The following is a 16,933-nucleotide window of genomic DNA, read 5'->3' on the forward strand; positions in this document are numbered from 1 at the left end:
GATGCATCAAAACGACCGTTCAGATGGTGTACAGTGCGGATGAAAACGGCTTCTTACACCTGATGGTTTTCCAGCCAGTCGGTCATCTGCTGGGCGATGCCCTTGATGCTGCCCTCCTCAAAGGGAACTTTCAGCCCGGCGGTCTCCAGCAGCTCGGTGTAGCTGGCCGTACCGGCGCGGCGCACAAGGCGCAGGTAGCGCTCCCATGCATCCTTGTGGTCGGTCAGGCTCAGCAGGAAGAACTGCAGCGCGGCCATGGTGGACAGACAGTAGTCGATATAATAGAAGGGGCACTCATAAATGTGCAGCTGGCGCTGCCAGCCTGCGCCCCGGCCATAGAAGGGCAGATTGTCAAAATCGATCCACGGGCGGTATTTCTTTTCCAGCTTGAGCCACTCGGCATTGCGTTCATCGGGGGTCAGGTCCGGATTCTGGTACATGATGTGCTGGAACTCGTCCACCTCACAGCCGTAGGCAAGGAACACGAAGCTGTCCTCAGCGTGCAGCAGGGCGTATTTGTCGGTATCCCGGCCGAAGAGCAGATGATGCCACGGCGCAGTGAGAAACTCCATGGCCATGGAGTGGATCTCGGCGCTCTCCATGCCGGGGCATTCCAGATCGGCGGGGATGGCGGGGTCACGCTCGGCCACATAGCCCTCAAAGGCATGGCCGCATTCGTGGGTCAGCACGTCCACATCGCCGGAGGTGTTGTTCCAGTTGGCAAAAATGAAGGGGGCCTTGTAGCTGGGCAGGCTGGTCATGTAGCCGCCGGACATCTTGCCGGGGCGGCTCTCCACATCGAACAGCTCGTTGTCCTGCATAAAGTCGATGAACTCGGCGGTTTCCGGGCTAAGCTCATGGTACATGGTGCGGGCGGCATCCATGCGGGCTTTGTAGCCGGGAATGGGCTTGGGATTGCCGTCCTTGAACATGATGGGCAGATCGGTGAAGGTGGGGCGGGCGATGCCGGTGCGCTTTGCACGCAGGGCCATCACCTTCTGCAGCTGGGGCACCACATCGTTTGCCACCTGATCGCGGAATTTCCGGATCTCCTCCGGGCCGTAGCCGATGCGGTTCATGCGCACATAGGAAAGCTCACTGTAGTCGTGATAGCCCATCACCCGGGCCTGTGCATTCAGGTTCTTCACGATCTCGCCGTACAGCTCGTCCAGCTCGGCACGGTGGGCATCAAAATAACCGGCCTCGGCCTCGTAGGCGGCGCGGCGCACGGCAGGGTCCAGATCTTCTTTGTAGGGGCCCAGCTGGGGGATGGTGAGCTGTTTGCCGTCCAGCTCCACCAGTGCGCCGCCGTAGATCTGCTGGTAGCGGCTCACCAGAGCATTGAACTGCTGCTGCAGCTCCACGGTGCGGTCATCCATGCCCAGAACGGCATTCTTCATACCGGCCACACAGGTGGTGCCGAATTTTTCGGTCAGGGCATCCACATGCGGGTTCGCAAGGAAAGCGCGGCTGATCTCCACGCTGGCGTTGGTCACGGCGGGGCCGTTGGCATCAAAGAAGTCCTGCTCAGCCTTCCAGTATTCATCGCGGGTGTCGCAGGTGTAGTGGATGTTGGCAAGGTTCGCGGCGGTGTTGTACTCTGCAAAGGCTTCGCTCTGCTCATAGTAGAGCCGGACAAGGGCATCGCCGTCCGGTGCGGCAGCGGCCTTTGCGGCCAGCTCTTTGCACCGGGCCAGCAGGGCACCAATGTCCGGGCGGGTATAGGTCATTTCGTTGAATTTCATCGGGAAACATTCCTTTCCGGGAGAAGACTCCATATTTAAGGTTAAACCCATCTTACCACGTTATGCGGCAAATGAAAAGGGGACACAGGCCAAAACCCGGCAGATGCTATGCACAACTGCTAAAATTTGACGAGGTGGTTTGGCAAAGTTGTCTGTGCAGGCGGTTGCATGGCTGCGGCAAAAGGACTATAATAAAACCATCAACAGAGTAAGACCATGTGCGTTAAGTGCCGCATCAACGGGGAGTTGTGCTGTGGACGAAGGTGTACCCGCGGTGCATGGTCTGCATCCCGCTGCTGCATGGACTTGGGTGCAGGCGAGACGGCTTGCGTCCCGCCCGGAAGTGAAAGTTGTTGGATTCACGCCCTCCTTTGTGCGGTTTGTCACAGGGAGGGCGCTTTTGTTTGTGCAGACCGCCCGCCCGGTATTCCTTTTGCAAGGAGGACAGTTGATATGAACAACTCGAAAAATTCCGTCCGCACGCTCACCATGCTGGCCTTGCTGGTGGCAATGAGCATCGTGTTCAGCTGGGTGCTGAGCATCTCCACCGGCTTTGTGCGGTTCAATCTGGGCAGCCTGCCGGTGCTGCTGGCAGCGCTGCTGTTCGGCCCCGGTGCCGGCTTTGCCGTGGGCGCTGTGGCCGATATGATCGGCGGCGTGCTGGCAGGCTACGCCATCAACCCGCTCATCACGCTGGGCGCGGGTGCCATTGGTCTGGTGGCGGGGCTTGCATGGCAGAAACTGCCCCAGCTGCGCACCGGCCTGCGGCTGCAGATCAGTGTGCTGCTGGGACACTTTGTGGGTTCCATGGTCATCACCTCGCTGGCACTGCGCATCTTCTACGGCTACCCGTGGGCAACGCTGGCAGTGCGCATCCCCAATGCACTGATCCTGGCTGCGGTGAACACTGTGCTGCTGCGCATCCTGCTGGAAAACCGTGCCCTGATGAAGATGGTGAAAAAGTAAAAAGAGGCATTACAATGAATTACGAACAGGCAATGGAATACATCCATGCGGTCCAGTGGGCCGGCCACAAGCCCGGCCTGACGCGCACCCGCACCCTGCTGGCCGCACTGGGCGACCCGCACAAACAGCTCAGATTCGTGCATGTTGCAGGCACCAACGGCAAGGGCAGCACCGCCGCCATGATGGCGTCCTGCCTGCAGGCCGCGGGCTATCGGGTGGGCCTGTACACCTCGCCCTTCATCAACCGCTTCAACGAGCGCATCCAGATCAACGGCGTGCAGATCCCGGACGAAGAGCTGGTGAAACTGGTGGAGCAGGTAAAGCCCGCCGCCGATGCCATGGAAGATGTGCCCACCGAGTTTGAGATCATCACGGCGCTGGGGATGCTCTATTTTGCCCAGCAGAAATGTGAGATCGTGGTGCTGGAGGTGGGCCTTGGCGGCACGCTGGATTCCACCAACGTCATTGATGCCCCGGAGTGCGCAGTCATCACGGCACTGGGTATGGATCATATGAAGGAGCTTGGCCCCACTCTTGCGGACATTGCCGCGGCCAAAGCGGGAATCATCAAGGAAGGCTGCCCGGTGGTGAGCTACGGCGGCATGCCGGAGGCAGATATTGTTATCCGCCGCGTCTGTGCTGAAAAGCATGCCGAGCTGACTGAGGTGGATTTCAGCAGGCTGAAATACGAGGGCGGAAGCCTTGACGCAGTGGAGTTCGACTTTGACGGCCTGACGGATGTGCACCTGCCCCTGATCGGCAGCTACCAGCCGCGAAATGCGGCGCTGGCTATCACGGCTCTGCGGGTGATGCGCACCCATGGCTGGAACATTCCGGAAAATGCCATCCGTACCGGTCTTGAAACGGTGAGCTGGCCGGGCCGCTTTGAACTGTTGCGGCGCGAACCGGCGTTTCTGCTGGACGGCAGCCACAACGCCCACGGAATGCGTGCCACGGTGCAGAGCCTGAGAGACCGCTTCCCCGGGCAGAAGTTCGTTTTTCTGGTCAGCATCATGGCAGACAAGGATGTGGACCAGATGCTCAGCCTGCTGGCACCGCTGGCGGTGCGGTTCGTCACGGTGGCGGCGCACACGCCGCGCGCCATGCCTGCCGAAACGCTGGCAGAACACATCCGGGCCTATGGCTGCAGGGCGGAAGCGGCAGCTTCCATTGAAGCGGGCGTGGCCCGGGCGGTGGAGCTGGGCGGCGAAGGCCCGGTGTGCGCACTGGGCACGCTGTATTTCTCTGGCGATGTGCGGAAGGCGTTTGCGGAACTTGTGAAGGGCTGAAGATTTAAAATGGCTCCGCGTGCGCTGCGCCATCATCAGCGGAAAAATTATTTTTAATATTTGCAAATCAGGAAGATCTGCTGATCTTCCTGATTTGCTTTTTTCACGGTAAGGACCGTAATGGCTGACGGCATCTTGCTGCTGTCAGCCTGCGGCTGTCGCGCAGCGGATAAAGCGAAAGCTTGCTCGCACGGCTTGTCGCGTAAGCGACTTCAAATCGGCGGAACACAAAAAATCCTTTAGCGAAGCGACTTGGATTTTTTGTATGGAGCCCAACAGCTTTGGGGTCACTAGGGGCGAGCAGCCCCTAGTTTGCAACGGCGACGACCGCGGCCAGTGGCCGAAACAGGGAGGAGCTGTTGGGGCAGCGGCCTGCAGGATGCGAGTGCCGCGCAAGGCACGAAGCAGACGCAGGGAGCCGCAACCCGCCGCCTCCCGCGCCTCGAAAGTAGCAGAGACCTTGCCGCGCTGAACACGCGGCATTTGCTGCGCAAACCGGTCTGCGGCTTAAAAGCCCCACTGGGGCTTTCATGCCCTGCGGGCACCGCCGCCCTTTCTGGTTCTCTTTTGGCACGCAAAAGAGAACGTATCCGGCGGCGATGCCTTTTGCAAAAGGAGCAAAATTTCAGACACGCGACTACGCTCTGCGCGGGAAGCATCTTCCGCAGACAAAAAGAAAAAGCGGTGACTCGTGCAGGTTGAGTCATCGCTTTTCTTGCCCCTTGCGGGGCAGGCAGGGTAAATGATAAGAAGGTAAATGAAGAAAATAGCAATTTTAAGAACAAAGGTTTTGTGCTGAGCGAAGAACCGCTCGTAGAGGTTCATGTATCCAACGTAATGCCTTTGTTGGATACAACATACCACTTTTTTGGAAGAATTACAAGCCCTTTTTTCGATTTTTCACCGATAAACGTGCGAAAAATCGCATTTTTGGAGAAACGCACAAATTCAACGAAAAGTTCCCGGCAAACTGACGAACAAGCATAAAAATGAGCCGGTGCGGCCCGGAACGGCGGCAAAAAAGACGCAGAATGCGACAGTTCTTTACAAGAACCGGTCCGTGTGCTAAGATGAATACATTCAATGGGAAGTCTGCCCTGCGAAGGGTGGGCGTATGTGTCCGAGCGGGATGGCCCGGCACGGGGAAAGGAGCATATCAATGGAAAATCAGGCGGTGAGCGGAACAAAAAAGCCGCTCTTCGGAGGGCGGAAGCCGCTGTTCACACAAAAGGAACTGCTGCTGCTGACCGGCCCGCTGCTGGTGGAGCAGCTGCTGGAAGTGACCGTGGGTATGGCCGATACCATGATGGTGTCCCGCTGCGGCGAAGCGGCCATTTCCGGTGTCAGCCTTGTGGACATGATCAACAACCTCATCATCGTGCTGTTTGCGGCGCTGGCCACTGGCGGCGCAGTGGTGGTAAGCCAGTTTTTGGGTGCGCGGGAGCAGAAGGATGCCGATGCAAGCTCTGGCCAGCTGCTTTTGCTCAGCGGCGTATTCGGTTTGCTGGTGGGGGCATTCTGTTTTGTTTTTGCAAGGCCGATGATCCGGCTGTTCTACGGTGCCATCGATGCCGATGTGCTGGATGCCAGCGTGCTGTACCTGCGCATCATCGCCATCAGTTATCCGTTTCTGGCACTGTATAACGGCGGTGCGGCACTGTTCCGCAGCATGGGCAACTCCAAGATCTCCATGCAGATCAGCTTTTTGATGAACGTGATCAACATTGTGGGCAACGCAGTGTGCATCTTCGGATTTAAAATGGGCGTAGACGGTGTTGCATGGCCCAGCGTGCTGTCTCGTGTGGTGGCAGCGGCCCTTATCCTGCGCAAGTGCTACCAGAAGGGCAATGCCATCACGGTGCCCAAGACCACCCGGCTGGATGCAAAGATGACAAAGCGCATTCTGGGCATCGGCATCCCGTCCGCCTTTGAGAACAGCCTGTTCGAGGCCGGACGCATTCTGGTGGTGAGCATGATCTCCACCTTCGGCACAGTGCAGATCGCAGCAAACGCCGTGGCAAACAATCTGGACGGCATGGGCGTGATCCCCGGCAAGGCCCTCAGCCTTGCCATGATCACGGTGGTGGGCCGCTGCATCGGTGCGCGGGACGACGAGCAGGCTGTTTATTATACCCGCAAGCTGACGGTGTGGTCTTACATCGCAATGAGTCTTTCCAACGGTGCCATCCTGCTGTTTTTGCACAAGCTCATCGGCATCTACGCGCTGTCCGGTGAGACGATGGTGCTTTCTGAGCTGCTGGTACGTATCCATGCAGGCTTTGCCATCCTGCTGTGGACCCTGTCCTTCGTGCTGCCCAACGCCCTGCGTGCAGCCAACGATGTGAAGTTCACCATGATCGTGTCCATCCTGAGCATGGCGGTGTGGCGGCTGGGCTTCAGCTACCTGCTGTGCGTGCGCATGGGCTGGGGCGCTGTGGGCGTGTGGATCGCAATGATCATTGACTGGGTTTGCCGCGTGACATGCTTTGTGCTCCGCTTCCGCAGCGGTGTATGGAAAACCAAATATCAGGCATAACATAAAGAGGAGTATACCTATGAAACTGATCAGCTGGAACGTCAACGGCCTGCGCGCCTGCCTGACCCATGGCTTTGCCGAGAGCTTTGCGGCTCTGGATGCCGATATCTTTTCGGTGCAGGAGACCAAGATGCAGCCCGGTCAGGCGGATTTTGCGCCGGATGGCTACACCGAGTATACCTATTCTGCCGAGAAGAAGGGCTACTCCGGCACGGCCTGCTGGTGCCGTGAGCAGCCGCTGACCGTGACCGCCGGCATCGGCATTGAGCAGCACGACCACGAGGGCCGTGTGCTCACGCTGGAATACCCGGGGTTCTGGCTGGTGAACTGCTATACCCCCAACAGTCAGGACGGGCTGAAGCGTCTGGACTACCGCATGGAGTGGGAGGATGCCTTCCGTGCCTACCTGCTGGCACTGGACGCAAAAAAGCCGGTGATCCTGTGCGGTGACCTGAATGTTGCCCATAGGGAGATCGACATCAAGAACGACAAGACCAACCACATGAGCGCAGGCTTTACCGATCAGGAACGCGGCAAAATGACCGAACTGCTGGACGCAGGCTTTGCCGACAGCTTCCGCGTGCTGCACCCGGACGAGGTGAAGTACAGCTGGTGGAGCTACCGCTTCCACGCCCGCGAGAAGAATGCGGGCTGGCGCATCGATTACTTCATCGTGTCCCGCCGCATTGCCGATAAGATCCGCGCGGCGGAGATCCACAACGAGATCTTCGGCTCAGACCACTGCCCGGTGGAGCTGGACATTGACCTGTAACCTGTAAAAAAATGCCTGCTCTCCCGGAAAGAGCAGGAAAAAGGAGACTCTATGCTCAAAAGCTATCTGCTGGTATTTTTTGTTTCCATGGTGCCGCTCATTGAACTGCGCGGAGCCATCCCCATCGGGCTTGGCATGGGCCTGCCCATCCTGCCCACCTATCTGGTGTGCGTGGTGGGCAACATGATCCCGGTGCCGTTCATCTATCTGTTTGCACGCAAATTCCTGATCTGGGGCTACCACAAGCCCCTTATCGGGCCAATCTGCAAGTTCTGCATCGTCAAGGGCGAGAAAGGCGGCCGCGCACTGGAAGCCAAGGCGGGCCGCGGCCTTGTGGTGGCGCTGCTGCTGTTCGTGGGTATCCCGCTGCCGGGCACCGGCGCGTGGACCGGGACGCTGGCGGGCTCGATCCTGGATATGAAGTTCAAGGACGTGGTCAAGGCCTGCATGGGCGGCGTGCTGCTGGCGGGCATCATCATGGGTCTGGCCAGCGCGGGCCTGCTGGGTGCGCTGAGCACCCTGTTCTCGGTGGGCTGAGAAAAAAAGACTGCGTTCCGGCAAAGAACAACAATTGACAATGGCATTTTGCCGCCGAGTATGCTAAAATAAAAAAGTGTTTTGAAACCGGCGGCGAAAAGCTGCCGGACAGAAAGGAACGATAAGATCATGGATCAGGCACTGAATCAGAAAATCGACGCATATATTGCGCAAAACAAGGAACAGCTGCTGAAGGATATCGCCGCTCTGGTGGCAGTCAACAGCGTAGAGGGCACCCCGGAAGAGGGTGCACCCTTCGGCGCAGGCCCCCGTGCAGCGCTGGACAAGACGCTGGAGCTGGCTGCGGGCATGGGCTTTGCCACCCGCAACTGCGAAAACTACATCGGCTATGCAGAGCTGGCCGGCAAGGACCCTGAAAAGTATCTGGCGACCATCTGCCATGTGGACGTGGTGCCCGTGGGCAACGGCTGGACGGCCGACCCCTTCACCATGCGCATTCAGGACGGCTGGCTGCTGGGCCGCGGCGTTGCCGACGACAAAGGCCCCATGGTGGCTACCCTGTATGCCCTGAAGTTCCTCAAGGAGCAGGGCTATGAGCTGCGCTACCCCATCCGCGCACTGGCAGGCACCAATGAGGAGACCCACATGCAGGATGTGGACTACTACCTCAAGAACTACCCGGCTCCCGCTTTCTGCTTTACCCCGGATGCCGAGTTCCCGGTGTGCAACGGCGAGAAGGGCCTGTTCGGTGCCAAGATCGTCAGCCCGGTGTGCAACGGCGTCATCGTGGAGATCGAGGGCGGCGTGGCAAACAACGCCGTGCCCGACCGTGCAAGCGCGCTGGTCAGGACCGACATCTCTAAGCTGAAGAATGCCCCCAACATCACGCTGGAACCGGAAGGCGACGGCGTGCGCATCCGCGGCTGGGGCAAGTCCGGCCACGCAGCCATGCCGCAGGGCACCGTGAACGCCATTGGTCTGGTGGTGAACTACCTGCTGGACAATGGCCTGTGCAATGAGACCGAGCGCGCCTATCTGGAGGCCGTGCGCAAGCTGCACGCTTCCACCGCCGGTGAGGGTCTGGGCATCAACTGCGCCGACGGCCCCTTTGGCCCGCTGACCGTGATCGGCGGCCGCATCTACATGGAAGATGGCCGCATTTTCCAGACCATGGACAGCCGCTTCCCCACCTGCACCAACGGCAAAAAGATGACCGAGCAGATCCGTGCCGCACTGGGCGATGGCGCTGAGCTGCGCGATGTGACCGCTGCCGAGCCCTTCTATATTGAAGCAGACAGCCCTGCCATTCTGGCCTGCATCAACACCTACAACGAAGTGACCGGCGAGAACGCCAAGCCCTTCACCATGGGCGGCGGCACCTATGCCCGCCACTTCCCCTATGCTGTCAGCTTCGGCCCCGAGCATGTGGACCTGCCGCTGCCGGAATTCGGCGGCCCGATGCACGGTGCAAACGAAGCGGCACCCATCGACAAGCTGCTGGAAGCCGTGAAGATCTATATCATCGCGCTGCTGCGCCTTGAGGAGATCGACTTCTGATGCAGCCAATGAATGTGCTCGTCATCGATGGGCAGGGCGGGGGCCTTGGCAAACAGCTGGTGGCAGCCCTGAGCACGCAGTGTCCGGAGGCCCGGCTCACTGCGGTGGGCACTAACAGTCTGGCGGCAAACGCCATGCGCAAGGCCGGTGCCCCGCGTGCCGCCACCGGCGAGAACGCCGTGGTGGTGAACTGCCGCAGCGCGGAAATCATCGTGGGGCCCATCGGCATCGTCGTTGCGGATGCACTGCTGGGCGAGATCACGCCCGCCATGGCCACAGCCGTGTGCCAGAGCCATGCGACGCGGGTGCTCATCCCGGTGAACCACTGCGAAAACTATATCGTGGGTGTGCCGGAGCAGCCCATCAGCGATCTGGTGGCCGCTGCGGTGCAGAAGGTGAAAGCTCTCTGCGCCGGGGAAGGCTGCGGAAAAAGGGTTTATTGAAAATGCCCTCCGCTTGCGCTCTGGGCATCTTCAGCGGAAAAATATCTTATAATAGAGCAACAGCGGACAGCCTGCGGGCTGTCCGCTGTTGCATTTTCACGGAAAGGGTCCAAGAGGGAAACTTGATCTGTCTGTGCTTGTTTCCTGCGGAAACAGCCGCACAGCCGGGAAACAGGCCACTTCTTCATTGCGCCCGCTCCAGTGAAAAGGCAAGTCGGAAAATCCCGCAGGATTTTCCGGCTTGCTTCTAAAAAATATAAATTCCTTGAATAATGCCCAGAGCGCAAGCGGATGGCATTCTGAATCGTTACGACTTCTGTCGTGCGGCGATCTGCGCTGCCGTGGGCGGGGTGTCGCCCTGCGCAGCGTTTTCCAGCGCGCCGAGGCGGCGGTCCAGATCGGTCAGGCGCTGGGCTACGATATCCGGCAGATCCTGCTGATCCAGATCGTCCGCCGGGTTCACGGCCTTGTTGTTGATGCGCACCACCTCGGCGGGCACGCCCACAGCGGTGCAGTTGGCGGGCAGATTGCGCAGCACCACGCTGCCTGCGCCGATGCGGGAGTTGTCCCCGATATACACCGGGCCAAGGACCTTGGTGCCTGCACCGATCAGCACGTTGTTGCCCAGAGTGGGGTGGCGCTTGCCGGTGTCCTTGCCGGTGCCGCCCAGAGTGACACCGTGGTAGATGGTGCAGTTGTCCCCGATCTCGCAGGTCTCACCGAACACGATGCCCATGCCGTGATCGATGAACAGGCATCTGCCGATGGTGGCACCGGGATGGATCTCGATGCCGGTGCGGCGGCGGCCATGCTGGCTGACCCACCGGGCCAGAAAGAACCGCTTGTGCTGGTACAGCCAGTGCGCAATGCGGTGATACACCAGAATGTGAAAGCCCGGATACAGCAAAATGACCTCCAGCACGTTGCGTGCAGCGGGGTCCTTGCGCTGGATGTTCCGCGCGTCCTCCAACAAACCCATGGGAAAACCCTCTCTTTCCTGATTCCGATGAAGCTGCTCTGAATAAAAATCACGCCTCTGCCATGAAAACAGCCTCTGACTCTTTTGACCATATTATAATAGCACACCCGGACGGGAATGTACAGCAATATGCTAGGAATTGGCATGACTAACCCTGAATCTGGCGGGGAAAAACTGCTTTTGGGTAGAGTAGCTAAAATTCAGGGAGGGAAGCGGCAAACCTTTTTGCAACAAAATATATGCGGAAGCATTGACACATTTCGCGCTTCTATGCTAAAATATTATGAAAAGATTCCAGACTTATAAAAGGAGACAGCACCATGCAGAAAAGCGCGATGTGCACCAAACTGAACAAGCAGTTCGCATCCGGTTTTGCCGTGGGTTCGTTGTTTCCTTTTTTTGTGGAATGAGCTTTTCCCTTTGCGGGGAAAAGTTTTTTTTTGCCCGTAAGCCGGAAAGCCGAACCAGACAAACGCAAATCAGGAGGGAACTGCGATGCTGCTTGTAAATGCTGTGAACACCGAAGGAAGACCGCTTGAGATTTTTGTAAAGGACGGCAGGATCGCTGCTGTAGGTCAGGAGCTGGAGGCACTGGCCGGGGAGAACGAAACGGTCATTGATGCCGACGGGCTGACCGTGCTGCCCGCCTTTGTGGACCTGCACTGCCACTGGCGCACCCCGGGCTTTGAGTACAAGGAGGACATCGAGACCGGCAGCCGCGCCGCAGCCGCCGGCGGTTACACCTTCGTGAATCTGATGCCCAACACAAAGCCGGTGTGCTCTTCTGCGGCACAGGCGTTCATGGTGGAGCAGAAGGCTGCCGAAGCAGGTCTGTGCGATGTGAACCAGACCGTCTCCATCACCGAGAACTTTGACGGTGTGAGCATCGACCACCTCAAGACTCTGCCTGCCGGTGTGAAGTTCATCACCGAGGATGGCCACGGCGTGCAGGACAATGCCACCATGGCAAAGGCTTTCGCTATCTGCACCCAGAAGGACATCACCGTGATGAGCCATGCCGAGGATATGGAGATCAGCCCGTGGGACTACCGTCTGGCTGAGGACATCGAGACGGTGCGCAACTGCTGGCTGAGCGAATACTACCAGACCAAGCTGCACATGTGCCACGTGTCCACCCGCGGTGCGCTGGATGCCATCCAGATGGCAAAGCTGCGGGGGGCACCCGTCACCTGCGAGGTGACCCCGCACCACCTGTGGTTCACCAATGATACCTGCGATTACCGTGTGAACCCGCCCATCCGCACCGCCGACGATGTGCAGGCGCTGGTGGACGGCATCCGCACCGGCATCGTGGATGCCATTGCCACCGACCACGCGCCCCACTCCGAAGAGGACAAGCTGAAGGGCATGGCCGGTATGGTGGGCAGCGAGACCGCTTTTGGCGTCTGCTACACCAAGCTCTGCAAGCAGGAAGGCCTGCCGCTGGAAGTGCTGGTGCACCTGATGAGCACCCGCCCGGCAGAAATTCTGGGCCTTGCCAAGGGTCAGCTGGAGCCGGGCTACGATGCCGACATGGTGCTGGTAGATCTGGATACCCCCTACACTGTGGACAAGGACAGGCTGCACTCCAGATCTCACAACACCCCGTTCGACGGTGCCCAGCTGTTTGGTAAGGTCTGTGCCACCATCAAGGGCGGCAAGCTGACTTATCAGGCAGAGGATTGAAAAAACAATACTATATAAGATAAGAATCGATAAGAGAGCAAACAGGAGGAACCCACAATGACCAACATGGACAAACTGTATGAAGCTGTGGAAGCCCGCGGCCCGGTGTGCGTAGGTCTGGATACCGATTTCAGCTACCTGCCCGCCGACTTCGTGGACAGCACCCTGACGAAGGGCGAGAACATCGTGCGCTTCAACAAGAGGCTCATCGATGCCACCAAGGCCGTGGCAGGCTGCTACAAGGTGCAGATCGCTTACTACGAGTCTCTGGGCCTTGAGGGCATGAAGGCCTACGCCGACACCCTGAAGGCTGTGCGTGAGGCCGGTGTGCCGGTGATCGCCGACATCAAGCGCGGCGACATTGCCAAGACCGCCGAGATGTACGCCATGGGTCACTTTACTGGCGATTTCGAGAGTGATTTCGTCACGCTGGCACCCTATATGGGTCTGGACTCCATCAGCCCCTACCTGCCCTACGCCGAAAAGCAGGGCAAGGGCATGTTCGTGCTCTGCCGCACCTCCAACGGCGGTGCCAAGGACTTTGAGTATGAGAAGCTGGCCGACGGCCGCCACGTCTACGATCTGGTGGGCGACAAGCTGAATGCTCTGGGCAAGGACTACATGGGCGAGCACGGCTACTCCTCCATCGGTCTGGTCATCGGCGGCACCCACATCGAGGAGGCCACCGAGATCCGTGCAAAGTATCAGGACAGCTTCTTCCTGATCCCCGGCTACGGCGCACAGGGCGGCAAGGCCGAGGACATTGCCCAGTACCTCACCAAGGGCAACGGCGGCGTGGTCAACTCCAGCCGCGGCATCCTGCTGGCCTATAAGAAGCAGCCGGGCACTGCCTTTGACGAAGCCGCTTACAACGAATGTGTGAATATGAAGGAGGCCATTGCTCATGCGTGCAGCCTGCTGTGAAGCCACTGTCCTGCGCAATGAGGTCATTGCCCCGGACATCCGTCTGCTGACGGTGGTCTGGCCGGACCGCGACCACGCACCCCACGCAGGCCAGTTCTTTACCCTGCGTGCATGGGGCGCAGACGAAGCCCCCTTCCTGTCCCGGCCCATCAGCGTGCACCGCTGGAACCCGGACAGCAGCACCATCGAGTTTCTGTATCAGGTGGTGGGCGAGGGCACTGAAAAGATCGCGCAGCTCAAAATGAAGGATACCTTCCAGCTCACCGGCCCTATGGGCAACGGCTTTGATGTGCCGGACATCCTGAGCAAGTACAAAAAGATCGCTGTGGTGGGCGGCGGCATCGGCACCGCGCCCATGTTCCAGCTCACCCGCGAGCTGGCAGCAGCAGGTGTGAAGCCGGACGTGTTCTTCGGCTTCCGGGATGCCCCCTACTGCATGGAGGAGTATCGCGAGATCGCAAACCTCGTCAAGGTGTCCACCGACACCGGCGCAGTGGGCTTCCACGGCTTTGTCACCCAGCTGTACGACCCCGCCGACTACGATGTGGTGCTGGTGTGCGGCCCCACGGTCATGATGAAGAACGCCGCCCGCCTGTGTGCCGAGAAGGGTACCCCCTGCTTTGTGAGCATGGAAAAGAAGATGGCCTGCGGCATTGGTGCCTGCCTTGGCTGCACCTGCGAGACCAGGGGCGGCGAGGGCAAGAGCGTGTGCAAGAACGGCCCGGTATTTGATGCAACGGAGGTGTTCTTCTGATGGCTGACCTGAAAACCAACCTGCTGGGCTTTGTGATGAACAGCCCGGTCATCGGCGCATCCGGTACTGTGGGCTACGGTGTGGAGTACGAAGAGCTGGCAGACTTTGCCAAGATCGGCGGCATCTCCGGCAAGGGCCTGACCCTGCACGGCCAGTACGGCAACAAGGGCGAGCGCCTGTGGGAGACCCCCTCCGGCCTCATCAACAGCATCGGCCTGCAGAACCCCGGCGTGCAGCACTTCATTGACGTGGAGCTGCCCGAGATGCTGGAACTGAAGCAGAAGTACGGCACGGTGGCCATTGCCAACCTTGGCGGCCACAGCGAGGAAGAGTATGTGGAAGGTGCCGCGATGCTGAGCGACAGCGCAGTGGACATCGTGGAGCTGAACATCTCCTGCCCCAACGTCAAGGTGGGCGGCATGGCCTACGGCGTGAAAGCCGAAGCTGCCGGTGAGGTGGTGCGCATGGTGCGCGCTGCCTGCAAAAAGCCCCTGATGGTCAAGCTGAGCCCGCAGGCCGAGAACATCCCTGAGATGTGCAAGGCTGTGGAAGCCGCCGGCGCGGACGCCATCAGCCTGACCAACACCTTCCAGGCCTGCGCCATTGATCTGGAAAAGCGCCGCCCGGTGTTCAACAACATCTTTGCGGGCCTGTCCGGCCCGGCGGTGCGGCCCATCGCCCTGCGCATGGTGTGGCAGGCCGTGGGCGCTGTGAACATCCCGGTGGTGGGTCTGGGCGGCATCGCCACGGGCCGTGACGCACTGGAGTTCATCATGGCCGGTGCTGCGGCGGTGCAGGTGGGTGCCGCAAACTTTGCCAACCCCCGCGCCATGGAGACCATTGCCGACGAGATGGCCGCATGGATGGACAAGAACGGCGTGAAAACGCTGGACGAGATCCGCGGATGTGCCCGGAATGCTGAATAATCCAATTGATATACCAGCAAAATGCTAATTTATACGCATAAAAACAAAGTCGCTGCATAAATTTGCAAATCACGCAAAAGCGTGGTACAATACCGTTCAAAAGACATTTTTATAAAAGAGAGGGAGAAGTACAATGAGTGAAGCACTTGAGATCCTGAAGAGCTGTGACGCGTTCCTGGAAGGCCACTTCCTGCTGTCCTCCGGCCGCCATTCCAGCGCATACTGCCAGATGGCCTACCTGCAGCAGTACCCCGACCGCTGCGCCGAGGTGATGAAGACCGTGGCAGATAAGGTCAAGGAAATGGACGTGGATGTGATCGTCGGCCCGGCCATGGGCGGCATCGTGTACGCCTACGAGCTGGCCCGCCAGACCGGCAAGCGCGCCATCTTTACCGAGCGCGTGGATAATGTGATGACCCTGAAGCGCTTCGCCATCCACCCGGGTGAGAAGTGCCTCATCGCTGAGGACGTGGTCACCACCGGCATCTCCTCTCTGGAGACCAAGCGCGTGATCGAAGAGAACGGCGGCATCTGCGTGGGCATCACCTGCGTGGTGGACCGCACCAAGCCCGAGGCTCCGTCTCCCATTCCCATCGTGGCAAGCGCCCTCAAGCTGGATCTGCCCAACTACGCACCGGAAGAGTGCCCCATCTGCAAGGAGGGCAAGCTGCCGCTGGTGCATCTGGGCAGCCGCAAGATGAAGCAGGAAGCAAAGCAGACCCTGTAATGTGTTGAAACGAGGAAAACTATGAACGCATATCTTCTTTTGGCAAATGGCATGGTCTTTGCCGGCCAGTCGGTGGGTGCCGAGGGTGTCACCGTGGGCGAGGTGGTCTTTGCCACCGGCATGGTGGGCTTTCAGGAGACCCTGACCGACCCCAGCTACTATGGCCAGATCATCACCCAGACCTACCCCCTTATCGGCAACTACGGCATGAATAAGGACGACATGGAGTCCGACCGCATCTGGGCAAAGGGCTACATCGTGCGCGAGGCCTGCACCACCCCCTCCAACTGGCGCTGCGAGGAAACGCTGGACAGCTTTTTGAAAAAGAACAACACCATCGGCATTGAGGGCATCGACACCCGCCACCTGACCCGCATCATCCGCGAGAGCGGCGTGATGAACGGTGCCATCCTGACCACCTTCGATCCCGCCGACCCGGCCAACAAGGCCGAGACCGAGGCTCTGCTGGCTCAGATCCGCGCCTACGCCGTCACCGATGCGGTGAAGAATGTTACCTGTGAAAAGCCCGAGGTGTTCAACCCGCAGGGCGAGACCCATATCGTGCTGATGCACTACGGCTGCAAGCGCAACATCGTGCGCTGCCTTGTCAAGCGCGGCTGCAAGGTGACGGTCATGCCCGCCTTTGCAACGGCAGAGGAAATCAAGGCCCTTGCTCCGGACGGCATCATGCTGTCCAATGGTCCCGGCGACCCGGCGGAACCCGTGGAGGTCATCGAGAACCTCAAGCACATCTTTGAGCTGAACATCCCCACCTTCGGCATCTGTCTGGGCCACCAGCTGAGTGCTCTGGCAGCCGGTGCCAAGACCATGAAGCTCAAATACGGCCACCGCGGTGCCAACCAGCCCGTGACCGACTTTGAGTCCGGCCGCACCTTCATCACCAGCCAGAACCACGGCTACGCTGTGGTGGGCGACGAGCTGCCCGCCGAGATGGGCGAGGTGGCACAGGTGAACGCCAACGACGGCACCTGTGAGGGCATCAAGTACAAGAAGTGGAACTGCTTCACCGTGCAGTTCCACCCGGAAGCAAACGGCGGCCCCAAGGATACCGAGTTTCTGTTCGACCGCTTCCTGAACAACGTCAAAGCAGCAAAAAAGGAGGCACGCTGA

General features: G+C 59.3%; 16 protein-coding genes and 1 riboswitch. Of the genes, 14 read left to right on the forward strand and 2 right to left on the reverse strand.

The window, feature by feature from the left end:
- Window positions 1-53: 53 nt before the first annotated feature.
- The gene (locus MTP41_RS10435) at window positions 54-1,745 is read right to left on the reverse strand and encodes a M3 family oligoendopeptidase (RefSeq protein WP_249235481.1); all 1,692 of its coding nucleotides are present in this window, start codon (window positions 1,743-1,745) and stop codon (window positions 54-56) included.
- A 202-nt stretch (window positions 1,746-1,947) separates the two neighbouring features.
- A riboswitch (THF riboswitch) is annotated at window positions 1,948-2,043 on the forward strand.
- Between the two features lie 155 nt (window positions 2,044-2,198).
- Here MTP41_RS10435 and MTP41_RS10440 point away from each other — a divergent pair.
- The 7 genes from MTP41_RS10440 (at window position 2,199) to MTP41_RS10470 (ending at window position 9,806) form a co-directional block, all read left to right on the forward strand.
- Window positions 2,199-2,711, forward strand: coding sequence for a folate family ECF transporter S component (locus MTP41_RS10440; RefSeq protein ID WP_249235482.1), 513 nt, complete (start codon window positions 2,199-2,201; stop codon window positions 2,709-2,711).
- Between the two features lie 14 nt (window positions 2,712-2,725).
- Window positions 2,726-4,000, forward strand: coding sequence for a bifunctional folylpolyglutamate synthase/dihydrofolate synthase (locus MTP41_RS10445; RefSeq protein ID WP_249235483.1), 1,275 nt, complete (start codon window positions 2,726-2,728; stop codon window positions 3,998-4,000).
- A 1,159-nt stretch (window positions 4,001-5,159) separates the two neighbouring features.
- The gene (locus tag MTP41_RS10450) at window positions 5,160-6,536 is read left to right on the forward strand and encodes an MATE family efflux transporter (RefSeq protein ID WP_249235484.1); all 1,377 of its coding nucleotides are present in this window, start codon (window positions 5,160-5,162) and stop codon (window positions 6,534-6,536) included.
- A 19-nt stretch (window positions 6,537-6,555) separates the two neighbouring features.
- Window positions 6,556-7,308, forward strand: coding sequence for an exodeoxyribonuclease III (locus MTP41_RS10455; protein WP_097781367.1), 753 nt, complete (start codon window positions 6,556-6,558; stop codon window positions 7,306-7,308).
- Window positions 7,309-7,359: 51 nt separating this feature from the next.
- On the forward strand, window positions 7,360-7,845 hold the full coding sequence (locus tag MTP41_RS10460) for a COG2426 family protein (RefSeq protein ID WP_005944184.1): 486 nt from the start codon (window positions 7,360-7,362) through the stop codon (window positions 7,843-7,845).
- A 129-nt stretch (window positions 7,846-7,974) separates the two neighbouring features.
- A complete protein-coding gene (locus MTP41_RS10465; RefSeq protein ID WP_223388190.1) occupies window positions 7,975-9,363 on the forward strand; it encodes a Sapep family Mn(2+)-dependent dipeptidase in 1,389 nt (462 codons plus the stop codon).
- A gap of 8 nt (window positions 9,364-9,371) precedes the next feature.
- Window positions 9,372-9,806 (forward strand): DUF3842 family protein, encoded by a 435-nt coding sequence (locus MTP41_RS10470; protein ID WP_249236567.1) that lies wholly within the window; start codon window positions 9,372-9,374, stop codon window positions 9,804-9,806.
- A gap of 307 nt (window positions 9,807-10,113) precedes the next feature.
- Here MTP41_RS10470 and epsC read toward each other — a convergent pair whose 3' ends face one another.
- Window positions 10,114-10,785 carry a serine O-acetyltransferase EpsC gene (epsC, locus tag MTP41_RS10475; protein WP_005944190.1) on the reverse strand — a complete coding sequence of 224 codons (672 nt, stop codon included), beginning with the start codon at window positions 10,783-10,785 and terminating at the stop codon, window positions 10,114-10,116.
- A gap of 144 nt (window positions 10,786-10,929) precedes the next feature.
- Between epsC and MTP41_RS10480 the strand changes: the two genes are divergently transcribed.
- The 7 genes from MTP41_RS10480 to MTP41_RS10510 all read left to right on the forward strand — a co-directional run bounded on the left by MTP41_RS10480 (window position 10,930) and on the right by MTP41_RS10510 (window position 16,933).
- Window positions 10,930-11,091: a hypothetical protein gene (locus MTP41_RS10480; protein WP_249235485.1), complete on the forward strand. Its 162-nt coding sequence runs from the start codon at window positions 10,930-10,932 to the stop codon at window positions 11,089-11,091.
- Window positions 11,092-11,280: 189 nt separating this feature from the next.
- Complete coding sequence (locus MTP41_RS10485) at window positions 11,281-12,471, forward strand: dihydroorotase (RefSeq protein WP_249235486.1); 1,191 nt, start codon at window positions 11,281-11,283, stop codon at window positions 12,469-12,471.
- Between the two features lie 57 nt (window positions 12,472-12,528).
- Window positions 12,529-13,395 carry an orotidine-5'-phosphate decarboxylase gene (pyrF, locus tag MTP41_RS10490; RefSeq protein ID WP_249235487.1) on the forward strand — a complete coding sequence of 289 codons (867 nt, stop codon included), beginning with the start codon at window positions 12,529-12,531 and terminating at the stop codon, window positions 13,393-13,395.
- On the forward strand, window positions 13,376-14,149 hold the full coding sequence (locus MTP41_RS10495; RefSeq protein WP_005944199.1) for a dihydroorotate dehydrogenase electron transfer subunit: 774 nt from the start codon (window positions 13,376-13,378) through the stop codon (window positions 14,147-14,149). Before pyrF ends, MTP41_RS10495 begins: the two co-directional genes overlap by 20 nt.
- The gene (locus tag MTP41_RS10500) at window positions 14,149-15,075 is read left to right on the forward strand and encodes a dihydroorotate dehydrogenase (RefSeq protein ID WP_005944201.1); all 927 of its coding nucleotides are present in this window, start codon (window positions 14,149-14,151) and stop codon (window positions 15,073-15,075) included. Before MTP41_RS10495 ends, MTP41_RS10500 begins: the two co-directional genes overlap by 1 nt.
- A gap of 133 nt (window positions 15,076-15,208) precedes the next feature.
- The gene (gene pyrE / locus MTP41_RS10505; protein ID WP_005944207.1) at window positions 15,209-15,802 is read left to right on the forward strand and encodes an orotate phosphoribosyltransferase; all 594 of its coding nucleotides are present in this window, start codon (window positions 15,209-15,211) and stop codon (window positions 15,800-15,802) included.
- A gap of 21 nt (window positions 15,803-15,823) precedes the next feature.
- On the forward strand, window positions 15,824-16,933 hold the full coding sequence (locus MTP41_RS10510) for a carbamoyl phosphate synthase small subunit (RefSeq protein WP_005944209.1): 1,110 nt from the start codon (window positions 15,824-15,826) through the stop codon (window positions 16,931-16,933).

Source organism: Faecalibacterium sp. I4-3-84, from assembly GCF_023347255.1.
GTDB lineage: Bacteria > Bacillota > Clostridia > Oscillospirales > Ruminococcaceae > Faecalibacterium > Faecalibacterium taiwanense.